The sequence below is a fragment of the Massilia sp. TSP1-1-2 genome (assembly GCF_049896185.1).
Taxonomy (GTDB): domain Bacteria; phylum Pseudomonadota; class Gammaproteobacteria; order Burkholderiales; family Burkholderiaceae_D; genus Telluria_A.
This window is the reverse complement of the sequence record NZ_JAFCTU010000014.1, coordinates 67,158-82,708: the sequence shown is the minus strand read 5'-3', so window position 1 is coordinate 82,708 and position 15,551 is coordinate 67,158. Positions and strand designations below refer to the sequence as shown.

At 63.1% G+C, this 15,551-nt stretch carries 16 protein-coding genes; 3 read left to right on the top strand and 13 right to left on the bottom strand.

Going from position 1 to position 15,551, the window contains the following annotated elements; all coding sequences use genetic code 11:
• The first annotated feature begins 18 nt into the window (after positions 1 to 18).
• Positions 19 to 1,245 (top strand): flagellar hook-associated protein FlgL, encoded by a 1,227-nt coding sequence (gene flgL / locus ACP7BV_RS14230; RefSeq protein ID WP_426104669.1) that lies wholly within the window; start codon positions 19 to 21, stop codon positions 1,243 to 1,245.
• Between the two features lie 70 nt (positions 1,246 to 1,315).
• On the opposite strand, the gene fliR is transcribed toward flgL, so the two are convergent.
• From fliR to fliF, 13 genes are all read right to left on the bottom strand, one after another.
• Complete coding sequence (fliR, locus tag ACP7BV_RS14225; RefSeq protein ID WP_426104668.1) at positions 1,316 to 2,152, bottom strand: flagellar biosynthetic protein FliR; 837 nt, start codon at positions 2,150 to 2,152, stop codon at positions 1,316 to 1,318.
• 18 nt (positions 2,153 to 2,170) lie between these two features.
• Positions 2,171 to 2,440, bottom strand: coding sequence for a flagellar biosynthesis protein FliQ (gene fliQ, locus ACP7BV_RS14220; RefSeq protein WP_426104667.1), 270 nt, complete (start codon positions 2,438 to 2,440; stop codon positions 2,171 to 2,173).
• Between the two features lie 12 nt (positions 2,441 to 2,452).
• On the bottom strand, positions 2,453 to 3,208 hold the full coding sequence (gene fliP, locus ACP7BV_RS14215; protein ID WP_426104665.1) for a flagellar type III secretion system pore protein FliP: 756 nt from the start codon (positions 3,206 to 3,208) through the stop codon (positions 2,453 to 2,455).
• Positions 3,198 to 3,788, bottom strand: coding sequence for a flagellar biosynthetic protein FliO (gene fliO / locus ACP7BV_RS14210; RefSeq protein ID WP_426104664.1), 591 nt, complete (start codon positions 3,786 to 3,788; stop codon positions 3,198 to 3,200). Before fliO ends, fliP begins: the two co-directional genes overlap by 11 nt.
• The gene (fliN, locus tag ACP7BV_RS14205) at positions 3,785 to 4,201 is read right to left on the bottom strand and encodes a flagellar motor switch protein FliN (RefSeq protein ID WP_426104663.1); all 417 of its coding nucleotides are present in this window, start codon (positions 4,199 to 4,201) and stop codon (positions 3,785 to 3,787) included. Before fliN ends, fliO begins: the two co-directional genes overlap by 4 nt.
• 15 nt (positions 4,202 to 4,216) lie before the next feature.
• Entirely contained in the window at positions 4,217 to 5,194 is a 978-nt protein-coding gene (gene fliM, locus ACP7BV_RS14200; protein WP_426104662.1) for a flagellar motor switch protein FliM, read from the bottom strand.
• Positions 5,195 to 5,200: 6 nt separating this feature from the next.
• The gene (gene fliL, locus ACP7BV_RS14195; RefSeq protein ID WP_426104660.1) at positions 5,201 to 5,701 is read right to left on the bottom strand and encodes a flagellar basal body-associated protein FliL; all 501 of its coding nucleotides are present in this window, start codon (positions 5,699 to 5,701) and stop codon (positions 5,201 to 5,203) included.
• 234 nt (positions 5,702 to 5,935) lie between these two features.
• Positions 5,936 to 7,216: a flagellar hook-length control protein FliK gene (locus ACP7BV_RS14190; protein ID WP_426104658.1), complete on the bottom strand. Its 1,281-nt coding sequence runs from the start codon at positions 7,214 to 7,216 to the stop codon at positions 5,936 to 5,938.
• A gap of 20 nt (positions 7,217 to 7,236) precedes the next feature.
• Positions 7,237 to 7,677 carry a flagellar export protein FliJ gene (gene fliJ / locus ACP7BV_RS14185; protein WP_426104656.1) on the bottom strand — a complete coding sequence of 147 codons (441 nt, stop codon included), beginning with the start codon at positions 7,675 to 7,677 and terminating at the stop codon, positions 7,237 to 7,239.
• A 33-nt stretch (positions 7,678 to 7,710) separates the two neighbouring features.
• Positions 7,711 to 9,027 carry a flagellar protein export ATPase FliI gene (fliI, locus tag ACP7BV_RS14180; protein WP_426104764.1) on the bottom strand — a complete coding sequence of 439 codons (1,317 nt, stop codon included), beginning with the start codon at positions 9,025 to 9,027 and terminating at the stop codon, positions 7,711 to 7,713.
• A 152-nt stretch (positions 9,028 to 9,179) separates the two neighbouring features.
• Positions 9,180 to 9,782, bottom strand: coding sequence for a flagellar assembly protein FliH (locus ACP7BV_RS14175; protein WP_426104762.1), 603 nt, complete (start codon positions 9,780 to 9,782; stop codon positions 9,180 to 9,182).
• A 40-nt stretch (positions 9,783 to 9,822) separates the two neighbouring features.
• Positions 9,823 to 10,818, bottom strand: a complete 996-nt coding sequence (fliG, locus tag ACP7BV_RS14170) for a flagellar motor switch protein FliG (RefSeq protein WP_426104654.1) — start codon at positions 10,816 to 10,818, stop codon at positions 9,823 to 9,825.
• Positions 10,811 to 12,481, bottom strand: coding sequence for a flagellar basal-body MS-ring/collar protein FliF (fliF, locus tag ACP7BV_RS14165; protein WP_426104652.1), 1,671 nt, complete (start codon positions 12,479 to 12,481; stop codon positions 10,811 to 10,813). Before fliF ends, fliG begins: the two co-directional genes overlap by 8 nt.
• A 258-nt stretch (positions 12,482 to 12,739) precedes the next feature.
• On the opposite strand from fliF, the gene fliE reads away from it, so the two are divergent.
• Positions 12,740 to 13,090, top strand: coding sequence for a flagellar hook-basal body complex protein FliE (fliE, locus tag ACP7BV_RS14160; protein WP_426104650.1), 351 nt, complete (start codon positions 12,740 to 12,742; stop codon positions 13,088 to 13,090).
• 71 nt (positions 13,091 to 13,161) lie between these two features.
• Positions 13,162 to 15,537, top strand: coding sequence for an HAD family hydrolase (locus tag ACP7BV_RS14155; RefSeq protein WP_426104648.1), 2,376 nt, complete (start codon positions 13,162 to 13,164; stop codon positions 15,535 to 15,537).
• Positions 15,538 to 15,551 lie beyond the last annotated feature (14 nt).

The following is a 15,551-nucleotide window of genomic DNA, read 5'->3' as shown; positions in this document are numbered from 1 at the left end:
CATTACGGAAAGCACATCATGCGCATCGCTTCGAGCACCATTTACGAATCCGGCACCAGCCAGCTTAACACGCTGCAAAGCAGCCTGGCCCGCACCCAGCAGCAGATCGCCGCCAACCGCCGCATTCTCACGCCCTCGGACGACCCGATCGCGTCGGCACGCGCGCTGGAAGTGACGCAGTCGCAATCGGTCAACGCCCAGTACGCCATCAACCGCCAGAATGCGCGCGCCGCGCTGACGGAAGAAGAACTGACGCTGACCAGCGCCACCAACTTGATTCACGATGTGCAGGATATCGCCGTCAAAGCGAGCAATGGCGTGCTGTCGGCGGCCGACCGCGCCTCGCTTGCGGTGGAACTCGAAGGCCATCTGGAAGACTTGTTTGGCCTGGCCAATTCGACCGATAGCGCGGGCGACTACCTGTTTGGCGGCTTCAAGAGCGACACCGCGCCATTTGCCAAGACGGGCGCCGGCGCGCAGTACCTGGGTGACCAGGGTCAGCGCCAGTTGCAGGCGTCCACGTCGCGCCAGGTGCCGACGGGCGACTCGGGCACCACCGTGTTTGAAAGCAACCGCACCGGCAACGGCACGTTTGTGCTGAGCGCGCCGGCGGGCAATACGGGCACCGGGGTCGTCTCCACGGGCGCGGTGGCCGATGCGAGCAAGCTGACCGGCCACCAGTACGAAATCAGCTTTGCCGTGTCCGGCACGCCGGCAGCCACCACTTACAGCGTGCTCGACAAAAAAACCGGCTTGCCGCCGCCCAGCCTGTCCGGCCCGCAGCCATTCCAGCCGAGCCAGCAGATCGCCTTTGAGGGCTTGTCGTTCACGGTGGCGGGCAACCCGGCCGCTGGCGACAAGGTCAACATTGATCCGAGCGCCAAGCAGTCGGTGTTCAAGACCATGACCGACATGATCGCCACCCTGCGCGCGCCCGCTTCCACGCCGGCGCAGCTGGCCGCGCTGAAAAACGGTTTGAACAAGGCTTCCGAAGGATTGACTTCGGCGCTCGATTCGGTGCTCACGGTGCGTTCGGCGGTCGGCTCGCGCCAGAAGGAACTCGACACGCTCGACAGCGCCGGCGAAGACCTGGGCATCCAGTACGCATCGACCTTGTCGAACCTGCAGGACCTGGACATGGTAGCGGCCATTACTTCATACTCGCAGCAGCAGCAGACGCTGGAAGCGGCGCAAAAGTCGTTCAAATCGCTGACGGGGCTGTCGCTGTTTAATTACATCGGTTAAACCGGGCGGGAATTTCTTCATCCGCGACTGGCGCCAGCGGCGCCAGTCGCCATGCAGCTCAGCTGAACTTTTACCTGGGCGGCGCCTTTGGCGGAGCAAGCACCGGCACCAGCGGTGCCTTTCGGTCAGCCGCCCCGCGCGCGATCCCGCGGCTGGCCTCCATCCCCTGATTGAACAGCGTTTGCAGCGGTCCGCTCAAATACGGCAAGGTCTGGCTCAGCAAAAAAAGGCCGACACCCAGCGTGATCGGAAAGCCGATACCGAAAATATTTAACTGCGGCGCGGCGCGCGTCAGGATTCCCAGCGCCACCGTCGTCACCAGCAGCGCGGCCACGATCGGCAGCGACAATTGCAGCCCCGTCGAAAAAATAACGCTGCCCCATTTCACCACTTGCAAAGACAGCGTTCCCGAAATCGGCGTGGCGGAAATGGGCAGGCTGACAAAGCTTTCGGCCAGCACCTCAAGCAGCACCAGGTGACCGTTGACGGCCAAAAAAGCCATGGTCGCGATCAGCGCCACAAACTGGCTGACCGCCGACGAGCGGCCGCGCGACTGCGGATCGAACACGGTGGCAAAACCGAGACCCATGGTCATGGACGCCACTTCGCCGGCCATCTCCACGGCGGCGAATACGATGCGCATCGCAAAGCCCATCGCCACCCCGATCAGCAGCTCCTGCAACAGGATTAACACGCCGGCCATCGACAGCGGATCGGCCGCCGGCAGGGCAGGGACCGTAGGCGCGATGATCAGGGCCAGCAGCACGCCCAGCCCCACCTTGGACGAGACGGGAAAGCTGTTGTTGCCAAACAGGGGAGCGGCAGTGACCAGGCCCAGGATGCGCGTCAAGGGCCACAGCAGCGCCACGATCCAGGTGTTCATCTCGATACTGGTCAGTGTCAGCATGGGGTGGCGGCCAGGCGCCTAGCCGATCAGGCCGGGGATGCCGGTAAACACCTGGCGCATGTAGTCGAGCAGCACCGCCAGCATCCAGGGACCGGCCACGATCAGCGCCACAAAAATGCCGACCAGCTTGGGGATGAACGACAGCGTCGCTTCGTTGATCTGGGTGGCGGCCTGGAAGATGCTGACGATCAGACCGATGATGAGCGCCACCAGCAGCATGGGCGCGGCCACCATCAGCGTCACTTCCATGGCGTTGCGCCCGATCGTCATGACGGATTCTGGAGTCATTGTGCGCCCTTGCTAGTAAAAGCTTTGCGAGAGCGAACCGAGGATCAGTTGCCAGCCGTCGACCAGCACGAACAGCATCAGCTTGAAGGGCAGCGAGATGACGGCCGGCGACATCATCATCATCCCCATTGCCATCAGCACGCTGGCCACGACCATGTCGATGATCAGGAATGGAATAAAGATGGCAAAGCCGATCTGGAACGCGGTTTTCAGTTCGCTGGTGACAAAGGCGGGAATCAGTACGCGCAGCGCAATGTCTTCGGGCCCTTGCAGCGCCGGCGAGCGCGACATCTTGACGAACAGCGCCAGGTCGCCCTGGCGCGTCTGGCGGATCATGAAGTCCTTGAGCGGCTGCACGCCCTTGTCCATCGCTTCGCCCATCTGGATCTTGTTTTCCTGCAGCGGCACGTAGGCGTCCACGTAAATCTTGTCGAACACCGGCCCCATGATGAACAGCGTCAAAAACAGCGCGAGGCCCACCAGCACCTGGTTGGGCGGGGACGATTGCGCGCCCAGCGCCTGGCGCAGCAGCGACAGGACGATGATGATGCGTGTAAAACTGGTCATCATCAGCAGCGCGGCCGGCAGGAACGACAGCGCCGTCATCAACAGCAGCGTTTGCACCGGCAGCGAATAGGCGGTGCCGCCGCCGGGCGCCGGGGCGCTGGTAAAGGCGGGGATCCCCGGCGCGGCGGCGGCCAGCAGCGGCAGCGCCAGCGCGGCAAACGTCAAGGCCGTACGGGAAGCGGAAAGCAGCTTATTTTGCATTGCGTTTTTCGATCGTTTGTTTGAGCCACTCGGCAAAGCTGCTGGCCGATGGCGCATCGGGGTGCAGCGTGGCCGGGTGCAGCGTGGCCGGGGCCACGTCAAGCTGCTGTTTGGGCATGGTCGCCAGCGCGTTCACGCGTCCGGGCGAGGCGCCCACCACGATCCACTGGTCGCCCACTTCCACCACGATGATGCGCTCGCGTCCGCCCAGGTTCAGGGCGCCGACGATGCGCAGGCCCGCTGCGCCCGCGCCCGGGCGCGGACCGTAGCGCTTCATGGCCCAGGCGAACAGGGCAAGCGTGGCCAGCACGACGGCCAGGCCGAACACGGTTTGCAGCAGGCTGCCGGCCGATGCCGCCGCCATTGGCGCGGCCGGTTGGGGCAGCGGACGGGGCGACTGCGCGCGCGGCGTGGGAGCAGTAGCAGGAACGGACGCGGGAACAGACGCAGGAACAGACGCAGCCTGGACCGGGGCTGCTGCGGGGGCGGCGGCCTCTGGCATTGGCGTCTGGCGCGCCGCCGCGGAGGCGCACGCCAGCACGGTGGCCAACATCAGTGCCGGAACTGCCTTCACCATCATTTGTTGAGTTTTCGAATCCGTTCGGACGGCGTAATAATGTCCGTCAGGCGAATACCGAATTTGTCGTTCACGACCACCACCTCGCCCTGGGCGATCAGGCAACCGTTGACCAGCACGTCCATCGGCTCGCCGGCCATGCCGTCCAGTTCGACGACGGAACCTTGCGCCAGCTGCAGCAAGTTCTTGATGGCGATCTTGGTGCGGCCCAGTTCGACCGTGAGCTGCACCGGAATGTCGAGGATGAAGTCGATATCGTTCGGCGTTTCGTTCTTGGTGCCCTTGTTTGAAAAGTCCTTGAACACAGCCGCGCTGGCCGGTTGGTTTGCCAGTGCGTCAGCTTCCGCCTTGGCCTGCTCGGCAATGGCCGCGCCCCAGTCGTCGTCCATGCTCGTATCATCTTGGTTGTCGGACATTATGCACTCCTGTCATTATTTAATATCGGCATTGGCGATCAATTTTTCCACTTTGAGCGCGTACTGGCCGTTCAGTATGCCGTAGGTGCAGTCCATCACGGGCACGCCGTCCACGGTAGCCTGGATCTGCTCGGCCACGTTCAAGGGAATGATGTCGCCCACTTTCATGTTCAAAATTTCGTCGAAGGTTGCGCGCCCGTGGCCCAGCGTTGCCACCAGTTCGACTTCGGCCACCTGGATCTGCTGCGTCATCAGGCGGATCCAGCGCTTGTCGATTTCCAGCGCCTCGCCCTGCAGCGACGAGGTCAGCGCGTCGCGGATCGGTTCGATCATCGAGTACGGCATGCAAAAGTGGATCTGGCCAGAGACCGAGCCCAGCTCCACCGTAAAGGTCGACGACACCACCACTTCATTGGGCGTGGCAATGTTGGCGAACTGGGTATTCATCTCCGAACGAATATATTCGAATTCGACCGGGAACACCGGCTCCCACGACTTGGTGTAGGCCTCGAACACGATATCGAGGATGCGCAAGATGATGCGCTGCTCGGTCTGGGTAAAGTCGCGTCCCTCGACCCGGGTATGGAAGCGCCCGTCGCCACCGAACAGGTTGTCCACCAGCAGAAACACCAAGCCCGGATCGAACACCATCAGCGCGGTGCCGCGCAGCGGCTTCATGTGCACCAGGTTCAGGTTGGTGGGCACCACCAGGTTGCGGATGAATTCGCTGTACTTGGACACCCGCACCGAACCGACCGACACTTCGGCGCTGCGGCGCAGAAAGTTGAACAGGCCCACGCGCAGCAAGCGCGCGAAACGTTCGTTGATGATTTCCAGCGTCGGCATGCGGCCGCGCACGATCCGTTCCTGGGTGGCCAGGTTGTAGGTGCGAACGCCGGACGTCTCTTCCGGCGCGGCAGCGTCGTCCTGGTCGCCGTTGACGCCTTTGAGCAGCGCATCAACTTCTTCCTGGGAGAGAAAATTATCGGCCATGGAGGATCACTGGATGATGAACGAGGTGAACAGCACGTCGGTCACTTCCTGCGGCGGCGCGCCGGTGGCGAAAGGTTGCTTGATGACGGCGATGATTTCCTTCGACAACTGGGTCTTGCCTTCGACGGTAGACAGTTCGGACGCCTTCTTGGCCGACAGCAGCAGCAGCACGCGGCTGCGCACGCGCGCCATATTGGTCTTGATGATCTCGACCTGTTCCAGGCCGGCTACTTCCAGCGTGAACTGGATTTGCAGGTACTGTTCGCCGTTTTCCGGCTGCAGGTTGACGGTGAAGGCCTCGATGACGACGAATTCGGGCTTGGCGTGCTTCTTGACTTCGGCGTGGGCCGGGTCAGATTTACCCTGGGTGAAATACCAGGCTGCGCCGCCGGAAATGGCGAGCACGACGATGCCGATGATGGCGATGACCAGCATCTTCTTTTTGGAAGATTTGGGTGCTGCCGGCTCTGCCTTCGGATCAGCCTTCATTTTGGGATTCGCTTTCAAGTTGCCTCGTTGGTGCAGTGGATGGAACGTGGTCTCATTATGTCATTATCGCGAATAGCCGAGCAGTTGGATGTGTTGAAAAGAGGGAATAAGAAGGGTCAACTCGTGGCTTGAGGCATACAGTCATTTCAAACTGCCAATCGCAGGATCAAAACCGGCCGACCCGACGATGCAGGTTTGATTTTCCGGTCCGCTGATATTTCGGTTCCCGCCCGGCCGCTCGTCCTTCGACCTTTATGCAAACGTATCCACCAGCCCCGGCAATTGCCCAGTCCGCTTAGGCCGCTCAGCCACCTTGGCCTCCGCTTGCCCGGCGCTGCCGCTGGCGTCACCCTCCAGACGCCCGCCGCCGCGCCCCATGCGCCCACTCGCGTCGTCGCGCGCCTGCTGTTGCTGCTGGGCCGAGCCGTCATTCACGCTCGCGTTGCCCAGCGCAATCCCGCTCTCGCTCATCATCTCGCGCAATTTTGGCATGGCGTCTTCCAGCGCCTGCCGCACTTCCGGCGTGGCCGACGAGAACGTGACCGTCGCATGGTCATTGGTCACGCTGAGCACCACCTGCATCGGCCCCATGTCCGGGGGATTAAGCGTGAGCGAAGCGCTTTGCTCCTTGCCCGCCACCATCCACACAATCTTTTGCCCCACCTGGTTGTCCCACGCCGGCGTGCCTACGCGCGCGGCGATCCTGTCGCCCGCGCCCGCGCCCACACCATTCACCACATTCGCCATCGCCAGCGATGCCTGCTGCACCGGCGCCGCCGCCGGCGCGGTGACCGGCAGTTCTTTCGGCATCTGGTCGGGCAGGGCCGCTTCGCGCCCGCGCACCTGGACCAGTTGGCCGGGGTCCGGCGCAGCCTTGCCCGGCGCCGTGTCGGCCGGACTGAGGGCTGCGGCAATGTCTTTGGCCAGCGTCGATTTTTCCGGCCCGGTCGGATTGGCGTTGTCGGCCGCTGCCGGCTTGACGCCGTCGAGCTTTGCCATCGCGTTGCCAAAGTCGGCCGGCAGCGCCGCGGGCGCAACGGCGCCGCCTTCCAGCAAGGCCGCCCCGGCCGCAATCAGCTTGTCCATGCCAGCGGTGGCTTTGGCTGCGGCGAACATGGCGTCCAGGCCCGGCGGCGCGGCGCTTGCCGCCAGTTGCGGGTTATCTGCAGAGTCGCCCGGCGCGGTGGCAATGGCTGCCGGCAGGTTCAGGCCCGCCATCAGCGCTGCCATGTCGGGCGCGATCGTTGGCACGGCGGCCGTGTCCGCAGCTGCGTCGTCCTTGCGTTCACTGGTCGCGCGCGCTGGCTCGGACGCCGCCTTCTTTGGCGCGCCGGCCTTGTCGCTGTGCTGGCCCTGCTGCGCCCTGGCCGGGCCGTTTTGCTTGTTTGCTTCGGGCGCTTGCGCACGGCGCTGCGCGATCTCGCGGTTGAGCGTCTGGTTGAACTGGGCGCCCGCGTCCGGCTGTGCATTCTTGGCCCGGGCCGGCGCCGCGCTGGCGCCGCTGATCTGGATCGGGAGGAGTGGCTTTTGCATGATGGGCAGTCGGTAGTGAATCAACGTTTGTAATAAGCCTGGCGGGCGGCGTGTTCGTCCATCTGTTTCTGGTCCAGCTTGTTTTCAAGGCGCAGCGCCTCGACCGAGGCCCGTTCGCTCAAGGTCCGGTACGACAAGCGCTTGCGCTCGGCCGCCTGCCACGTGGTCTTTTCATTCGCGCTGCGGTTTTGCGCGATCTTGAGCACGTCGCGCTGGCCATTGATGGCCACTTCGAGCTTATCGATAAAGGCGATGAAATTGCGGTAGGCCATGGGCGTCATGCCGGCAATTTGCGCCGCTTCGAGCTTGATGCCGTAGTCGTCCCGGAACCCCAGCAGCATGGTCAGTTTTTGCTCGGCCTCGTCCACGGCTTTCAGCGCCACCCCCAGCCGTTTGGCCGCTTCGTCGGTGTCGCGCTGGGCCAGTTCGATCAGGGTATCAAGTGCAGACTGTTTTGCCATGGGTCGAGTATAGGCCCAGGCGGACCGGATTCATCAGTCGAACAGGGTGGTAAGTTGCCCCAAGCTCTCCAGCATGCCGACCCGTTCGTGGATCTCCTGGCACAGGAACGCTTCAATCTTGTCATTTTTGGCAATCGCCTGGTCCAGGATCGGGTCGCTGCCGGCTGCGTACGCGCCCACGCTGATCAGGTCGCGCGAGCGCTCGTAGCGTGAATACAGCTGCTTGAGCTTGCGCGCGGCCAGCTGGTGCGCGTGGGTGGTAATGCCATGCATGGCGCGCGAAATCGACTGCTCAATGTCGATTGCCGGGTAGTGGCCCGATTCGGCAAGCTTGCGATTCAATACAAAGTGACCATCCAGAATTGCGCGCGCCGAGTCGGCGATTGGGTCTTGCTGGTCGTCGCCCTCGGTCAGCACGGTGTAGAACGCGGTGATCGAGCCGCCGCCTTCAAGCCCGTTGCCGGCCCGCTCCACCAGCACCGGCAGCTTGGCAAACACCGACGGCGGATAGCCCTTGGTGGCGGGCGGCTCGCCAATGGCCAGCGCAATTTCGCGCTGCGCCATCGCGTAGCGGGTGAGCGAATCCATGATCATCAAGACATTCTTGCCCTGGTCGCGAAAGTACTCGGCAATGGTGGTCGTGTAGGCGGCCCCTTGCAGGCGCATTAGCGGCGGGGTGTCGGCGGGCGCGGCCACCACGACCGAGCGCGCCAAGCCTTCAGGACCCAGAATCTGTTCGATGAATTCCTTGACCTCGCGGCCGCGCTCACCGATCAGGCCCACCACGATCACGTCGGCGGTGGTGTAGCGCGCCATCATCCCCAGCAGCACCGACTTGCCCACGCCGGAACCGGCGAACAGGCCCAGGCGCTGGCCGCGCCCGACCGTGAGCATGGCATTGATGACGCGCACGCCCACGTCGAGCGTGTCGACAATCGGCGCGCGGTCCAGTGGATTGGCGGGGCGCACGTTGAGCGGCGCGCTTTCGCTCGAGTCGAGCGGACCCAGATTGTCCAGCGGCCTTCCGGCGCCGTCGAGCACGCGCCCGATCAAGCCCCAGCCCACCGGCAGGTGGCGCGCGCGGTCGCTGGGCCGGCGCCGCGGGTGCGCCACCGAACCCGGCTTGGGCACCGAGGGCTCGATGGGAAACACGCGGGTGCCGGGCACGATGCCTTCAACGTCCGACTGCGGCATCAGGAACAGGCGCTCGCCGTCGAAACCGACCACTTCCGCCTCGACCCGCTGGCCGCTGGGCATGGGAATGGTGCAGGCGCTGCCAACGGCCAGGCGTAAGCCCACGCATTCCATGACCAGCCCGGCCACGCGCGTAACGCGCCCGGACACCAGCATCGGCTCGACAAAGCTCGCTAGCGCCGTGCAGTCGCGGATGTACGACTTCCAGCGCGCGGTATGACGATCGGGCGTGATCTGACGATCGGGCGTGATCTGACGATCGGGCGTGATCTGGCGATCGGGGGTGATGTGGCGGTCGGGCAGGGTGCTCACCGCTCCAGCCACTCCACATTGTTCTTGCCAAGCGCGGCAGTCAGGCGTGCCCAGCGGGCAGGGGACTGGGCGTCGATCTGGTTGCTGGCGGTATCGATCTTGCAGCCGCCGCGCGCGATGGTGTCGTCTTCGGCCACGCGCCAGCCGCCTTTTTCAAGTTCCTCGCCCATGGCGCCGCGCACGATGACCGCGTCGGCCGGGTTCAGCTGCAAAATGGCGGGCTGTTGCAAGATGGGCAAATAGCCAATGGCTTCGCGCACCAGCGGGATGATCAGTTCGGGCTTGACGTCGAGCGCCGTGCGCAGCATGCCGCGCGCCAGCTGCAGGGCGAGTTCGAGCATGTCGCCGGCGATGGTTTCATCGGCTTCGGCCAGCGCCGTGCCGAAGGTGGCGGCAATCGACTGCAGGTGTTCCAGTTCCTGGGCCGCCTCGGCGCGGCCGATCGCCAGGCCGTCCGCGTAGCCGGCCGCGTGGCCTTCGTCGTAGCCGATCAGGCGCGCTTCCTCCTGCATGCCGGCGATTACATCCAGATTCGGCGGCTCGGGCGGGGGCGCTCGCTTGGCCACCACGCTGGGCCGCTCGTCGCCGAACGAATTCATTTCCCAGCGCTGGTAGGCGCTTTGCAGTTCTTTTGGGGTATCAGACAAACGAATCTTCTCCTTTTCCACCCAGTACTATCTGCCCTTCATCCGACAAGCGGCGCACGATCTGCAAAATCTGCTTTTGCTGCGCTTCCACTTCGGACAGCCGTACCGGGCCTTTCGATTCCAGGTCTTCGCGCATCATTTCACCGGCGCGCTGGGACATGTTCTTGAAAATCTTTTCGCGCAAGTCCTGCGAGGCGCCTTTCAAGGCAATGATCAGCATTTCGGACTGCACTTCGCGCAGCAGCAGCTGGATGCCGCGGTCGTCGATGTCGATCACGTTATCGAATACGAACATCTCGTCCATGATCTTTTGCGCCATGTCGTTGTCGTAGTTCTTGATGTTGTCCATCACCGAACCCTCTTGCTCGCCGCTCATGAAGTTGAGGATTTCGGCGGCCGCGCGTACGCCGCCCAGCGACGACTTCTTGATGTTCTCGTTGCCCGACAAGAGCTTGGTGAGCACATCGTTCAATTCGCGCAGCGCGGCCGGCTGCACGCCGTCGAGCGTGGCGATGCGCAGCACCACGTCGTTGCGCAAGCGGTCAGTAAAATTGCCCAGGATTTCGCAGGCCTGGTCGCGTTCCAGGTGGACCAGGATGGTGGCGATGATCTGCGGGTGCTCGTTGCGGATCAGCTCCGAGACCGACGAGGCGTCCATCCACTTCAGGCTTTCAATGCCCGAGGCGTCCTTGCCGCCCAAAATGCGCGACAGCAGTACCGCCGCCTTGTCGTCGCCCAGTGCCTTGGTCAGCACCTGGCGGATGTATTCGTCCGAGTCCAAACCCACCGTCGAGTTAAGCTCGGTCTGGGCGCGGAACGCTTCCAGCACGTCGACCACCTGGCCGTGCTGCACCGCCTTCATGGTGGCCATCGCCGCGCCCAGTTTCAACACTTCGCGCGGGCCGAGAAACTTCATCACTTCGGCCGCCTCGGTCTCGCCCAGGGCGAGCATCAGGATGGCCGCTTTTTGTATGCCGTTATCATTCATTCGCGCCTACCCATGCCTTTACGACGTTTGCCACGACCCGCGGGTCTTCCCTGGCCAAGTTTTTTGCCATCTGCAGGTTTTCGCGGTAGCCCTGCGCCTGGCCTGCCTCCATGTGCTCCAGTTCGGTGCTTGCAAGGGCGGCTTGAACGTCTTCTTCAGGCGAGAGTACGCGCCGCGGCGGCGGCGGGGGCACGTCGGAAATTTCGTCGAGCTTGCGCAGCACGGGGCGCAGCATGGGGCGCAGGATGCGGAAAAACAGGTAGGCGATGATGACGGCGGCCAGCACGAACTTGGCCACCTTCATCACCAGCGCCCAGGTATCCGGATCGCGCCACCAGGCCAGCGCCTCGGGCGCGTCGACCGCCTTGCCGACGCCGTCGAACGGGGCGTTGGTCACGGTCAGGGTGTCGCCGCGCTCCTTGGAGTAGCCCATCGCTTCCTTGACCAGCTCGTTGATCTGGGCTACTTCAGCCGCCGCCAAGGGCTGCACGGTGACCTTGCCGGTCTTGGCGTCGATAATGCGGCGGTGGTTCACCAGCACGCCCACGGTCAAGCGCTTGATGCCGCCCATCGGCTTTTGCTCGTAGCGGACCGTCTTGTCGACTTCATAATTGGTGGTCGAATCCTTGCGCGTAGGGCCGGCGCTGGCCGTGCCGGGGGTGGGTGTGGCGCCGGCAATCGGGGCGGTGGCCGCGCCCGGCGGCTGGTTCGACAGCGCGCCGGGAATACCCACTGCCGGCGTGGCCGGGGTGCCCGCCTCGCTAGTTTGCTGGCTGCGGATCGACGACGGCTCGGGCGGCGAATTGGGCTTGAAGGTTTCGGCGGCCGTGTCGACCTGGGCAAAATCGATGTCGGCGGTCGCTTCGGCGCGCACATTGCCCTGGCCAACCAGCGGCGTGATCAGGGACTCCACCTGGCGGATGATGTTTTGCTGGATCTGCGCCACGTACTTGAGCTGGTTCGGGTCCAGCATCTTGGCGCCGGCCTGCTTGGTGGTGTCCGACAGCAGGTTGCCGGCCTGGTCGACGACCGTTACGTTCGAGGTTGGCAGTTCGGCCACGCTGGAAGCGACCAGGTGGACAATGGCCGACACTTGCGACTGGTCGAGCGTGCGCCCGGTCTGCAGGTTCAGCAGTACCGATGCGGTGGGCTTTTGCTGTTCGCGCACGAATACGGTCGGTTTGGGCAGCGCCAAATGCACGCGGGCCGAACTGACGGCGGCCAGCGACTCGATCGAGCGCGCCAGTTCGCCTTCCAGCGAGCGCTGGTAATTGATCTGTTCATGGAACTGCGACACACCCAGTTTCTGGTTTTCCATCAGCTCGTAGCCGACGTTGCCGCCCTTGGGCAAGCCTTGCGCGGCGAGCTTCAGGCGCGCGTCGTGCACCTTGTCGGCCGCCACCAGAATGGCGCCGCCGCCTTCGGAAAACTTGTAGGGAATGGCCATCTGGTCGAGCGAAGCGGTGATCGCGCCGCCATCCTTGTCGCTGATATTGGCAAACAGGATGCGGTATTCCGGCTGCTGGCTCCACATCCAGGCGCCGGCCATAATGGCCAGCACGATCGCAATGCCGATGCCGAGCACAAAGTTGCGCCCCATGGCCGTCTGGAAGAACGTGGCCCTGGTGTTGATGTCGACGAGTTCTTCGGTTGCTGCTGCCATGATTGTTTTTTTCCGACAGGCGGTTCCGCCCTACGCGTCAAATGTTCCCACAAACTACAAAGTGGGGCTCAGGCACAATTATGGCGGCCCGCCCCGGCAATCAAAGGCCCAAACAGAGCGCTCTTTTGCCCCCTGCTTGTGACGACACCGTGCGCACGCGCTGGTATTCTGACAGCCTGACTTCGCTTGTGCATGCATTGTACTCGCGTGGCAGGTGCTTGTTGCCGCGCCTGCCTTGCTACTTCACCGGAGAACCATATGAACATAGGCGCTATCGACGGCGGCCGTATCGAGGCCATGATTGCCCAGCTCAAGGCGGCATCGACCAAGCCGGCCGCACCTGCCGTCAGCCCCCTTGCCGGGGTGGGCGAGACGCCGGCCGCCAAGGTCAACTTCGCCGACGCCTTGCAAAATTCGCTGTCGGAAGTGAGCGCGGCGCAAAAGGGCGCCGGCGAAATGAGCAAGAAGTTCACCATGGGCGATGATTCAGTCAGCCTGTCGGACGTGATGGTGTCGATGCAAAAGGCGAGCATTGGGTTTCAGGCCACGGTCCAGGTACGCAACAAGCTGGTGTCGGCTTACCATGAAATCATGAACATGCAAGTGTAAATTGCCCGGTAGGTAGACCTGCGCAGGGGCAAGTGATATGGTGGTGTCGATCCGGCTTTCAGAAGGAAAACATGCAAGACGCACTACATGCAGACGAGCTCGACGGTTCGTGGCTGGCTTCCTATGATGGCGTGAAAGTCCTCTCGCTCGACTGTTTCGATACCCTGCTGTGGCGCAAGGTGACCAGTCCGACTGACGTGTTCTTCGCCCTTGCCCACAGCGCTGTTTATCAGCAATTCGGTTTGACCGCGCCGCTGCGCGCCAAGGCGGAAACTGCCGCGCGTCGCATCAAGTGGGTCAATAGCCAGTGCGGCGAAGTCGATCTGAACGACATCTACAGCCAGGCTTTACCGGGCGCCACCGACCTCGAGTTGGCCGCGCTCGCCGCTGCCGAGCTGGCTTGCGAAATAGACTACTGCTTTGCCTTCAAAGGCGTGTTCGAGCTGGTGATGCAGGCCAAGGCACTGGGCATGAAAGTGGTGGTGGTCAGCGACACGTACTTGTCGCAAACTCAGCTACGTGCGCTGCTGTTTGCCGCCATGCCCCCGCTGGAACAGTTAATCGACGCCGTCTACTGCTCCAACGTGTACAAGCTGTCCAAGACCGACGGCATCTGGCGCCGACTGCTGCCGCTGCTCAAGGTCAAGCCTGAACAGATCCTGCACCTGGGCGACAATATGGAGGCCGACTACCACAGCCCGCAGCGTTTCGGCATTCGCGCCACCCACTTCATCCAGCAGCGCGACAGCGCCGCTGAAGTTCTCAGGGCACGGGCCCAGGTCGCCGTGCAGCTGATGCCTGAACTGGGTTGCCAGTTTCCGATACCAAGCTACCATCACGCTCAGATTGCATGCGTGCACCAGCGTGACCCCTTAGCCGCTTTCGGCTACACGTCGCTCGGTCCGATCCTGTATTGCTTTGCCGATTTCGTGCTGCGCGAAGCGGCAGCCATCCGCGCCGCCGGTACCCGCCTCAAGGTGGCTTTCTTGCTGCGCGACGGCTATTTGCCGGGCCGGGCGTGTGCGGAACTTGCCGGCGCCCCCATCGGCAGCGCGCTCAATATCAGCCGCCTGACCTCGATCGCCGCCTCGCTGAACAGCCGTGAACGGGTGGTGTCGCTACTGTCGAAGTCGCTGTCACGCGCCGCGTTCGAGGCACTGACCCGGCAATTGCTGTTGCCGGGCGCACTGGCCGACAGCATCTTGACGCGGGTGGCCAAATCGACCCAGCCGGAAAAAGATTTCATGAACCTGGTACTGGAGCCCGACACGCTCAGGATGATCATGGCTGCCTCGCAGAAATTTCGCGAACGCTTGGTGCGACATGTGCGCAAGGCCACCGGCGTGGAAAGCGGCGACTGCCTGATGTTTGTCGACCTTGGCTACAGCGGCACGGCCCAGACACTGCTCAAAGATATCCTCAAGCAAGACCTGAATGTCGAGTTGATCGGGCGCTACCTGCTGGCCGACAAGGTGGCGTCACGCCAGACGGACCGCAAGGGTCTGTTCGATGCTGGCAGCTCGGATCCGCGCATCATCTCTGCACTCACGGGCATGTACATCGCCGGCTTTGAAATGCTGTGCACGCAAAGCGCGCCCAGCACGGTCGACTACACCGAAGAGGGCGACCCGGTCTTTTCCGGCAGCGTTGTGGGGGCCGCGCAGCAAGCCCGTGTTGGTGTCATCCAAGCCGCGTGCCTGCGCTTCATCGCCGACGTGCGCGACATGCCGGCCTGTCACAAGCCACGCCCCAACGAACGCGAGCTGGCGCAATCAATGGTGATCGACCTGGCCCGCCTGCTGTATTTTCCGACCCAGGCCGAACTCGATTGCATGACCGACTTTCAGTTCGACTTCAACCTGGGCACCGACAAGAAAATGGCGCTGTTCGACGCAGCCGCCGGTTTGCGCGCAATGCGCACGCACGGCTTTGGCTACATGAATGCGGACCTGGACCAGATGCGCACCAATTACCCCTGGGAGTTGCGCGCAATCGACCTGTCGCTGTCGGTGTTGATGTTTGGTCAGAACCGCTGCGGCTTCGATATCCAGCCGGCCACGGCCTCGTATCGCCGCGAAAAGCTGCAAGTGATGGTGACCAATGCCAGCGAGCATACGGTCAGGGAGGTGGAGGCCAGCGCCACCTATGACGGGTATTTTTCGCTGTCGGTGCCGCTGTCATCGAAGTTCAATGTCGGTATCTTGTTCGGCCGGCATTATTCGTGGATCCAGATCGACAGTGTGCAGCTCATCAGCAATGGCGACCTGCTGCGCGGGACCAACATGACGCCGGGCGAGGACGTGCTGTTCGACCAGATGACGGCGGCCGACAATGGCTTGTTCCAGGTCGCCGAAGGCGCGCTGGTGTACCTGCCCGGATTGCCCGGTTACGGGAGTAAGATGCAGTGCCGGGTCATTTTCAGGCCGATCGCCTGGAACGCCCGCTAACGACAGGAGATGCA

Coding starts and splice junctions, on each gene's coding strand:
- fliR (WP_426104668.1), bottom strand. CDS start 2,152: ATGCTGACACTGACCAGTATCGAGATGAACACCTGGATCGTGGCGCTG.
- fliP (WP_426104665.1), bottom strand. CDS start 3,208: ATGCAAAATAAGCTGCTTTCCGCTTCCCGTACGGCCTTGACGTTTGCC.
- ACP7BV_RS14175 (WP_426104762.1), bottom strand. CDS start 9,782: ATGAATTCGTTCGGCGACGAGCGGCCCAGCGTGGTGGCCAAGCGAGCG.
- fliE (WP_426104650.1), top strand. CDS start 12,740: ATGAACATAGGCGCTATCGACGGCGGCCGTATCGAGGCCATGATTGCC.
- fliQ (WP_426104667.1), bottom strand. CDS start 2,440: ATGACTCCAGAATCCGTCATGACGATCGGGCGCAACGCCATGGAAGTG.
- fliJ (WP_426104656.1), bottom strand. CDS start 7,677: ATGGCAAAACAGTCTGCACTTGATACCCTGATCGAACTGGCCCAGCGC.
- flgL (WP_426104669.1), top strand. CDS start 19: ATGCGCATCGCTTCGAGCACCATTTACGAATCCGGCACCAGCCAGCTT.
- fliO (WP_426104664.1), bottom strand. CDS start 3,788: ATGATGGTGAAGGCAGTTCCGGCACTGATGTTGGCCACCGTGCTGGCG.
- fliN (WP_426104663.1), bottom strand. CDS start 4,201: ATGTCCGACAACCAAGATGATACGAGCATGGACGACGACTGGGGCGCG.
- fliF (WP_426104652.1), bottom strand. CDS start 12,481: ATGGCAGCAGCAACCGAAGAACTCGTCGACATCAACACCAGGGCCACG.
- ACP7BV_RS14190 (WP_426104658.1), bottom strand. CDS start 7,216: ATGCAAAAGCCACTCCTCCCGATCCAGATCAGCGGCGCCAGCGCGGCG.
- fliM (WP_426104662.1), bottom strand. CDS start 5,194: ATGGCCGATAATTTTCTCTCCCAGGAAGAAGTTGATGCGCTGCTCAAA.
- fliI (WP_426104764.1), bottom strand. CDS start 9,027: ATGCTGGTGTCCGGGCGCGTTACGCGCGTGGCCGGGCTGGTCATGGAA.
- ACP7BV_RS14155 (WP_426104648.1), top strand. CDS start 13,162: ATGCAAGACGCACTACATGCAGACGAGCTCGACGGTTCGTGGCTGGCT.
- fliG (WP_426104654.1), bottom strand. CDS start 10,818: ATGAATGATAACGGCATACAAAAAGCGGCCATCCTGATGCTCGCCCTG.